General features: G+C 33.7%; 1 protein-coding gene. It reads right to left on the bottom strand.

All coding sequences use genetic code 11. The features are described 5' to 3' along the window. Positions 1 to 60: 60 nt before the first annotated feature. On the bottom strand, positions 61 to 252 hold a 192-nt coding region (locus ACFINS_RS11115; protein WP_375706304.1), incomplete at its 5' end, for an AprI/Inh family metalloprotease inhibitor.

Below are 252 nucleotides of genomic sequence, written 5' to 3' on the forward strand. Positions count from 1 at the left end.
CAATGAAATTCAAGACTTCCTTAATATATCTGTTTTTTTTCATAAATGGCTAAAGATGATCTAACGGCTTAAAACAACGGGATAACCATCAAGTGTGTATCCCTCAAAACGATCAACATTAGAAGAATAAAGGGTAACAACAATACGTCCTGAATTATTATAGAAATATAATCTTTTTCCTTTAACAGTCCAAGAATTTACTTGAGAAAAGATTCCTGGACAATGTAAAGGGCCAGCGCGATATCCTTGTCC

This window comes from Bartonella sp. AA2SXKL, assembly GCF_042197205.1.
Classification (GTDB): domain Bacteria; phylum Pseudomonadota; class Alphaproteobacteria; order Rhizobiales; family Rhizobiaceae; genus Bartonella.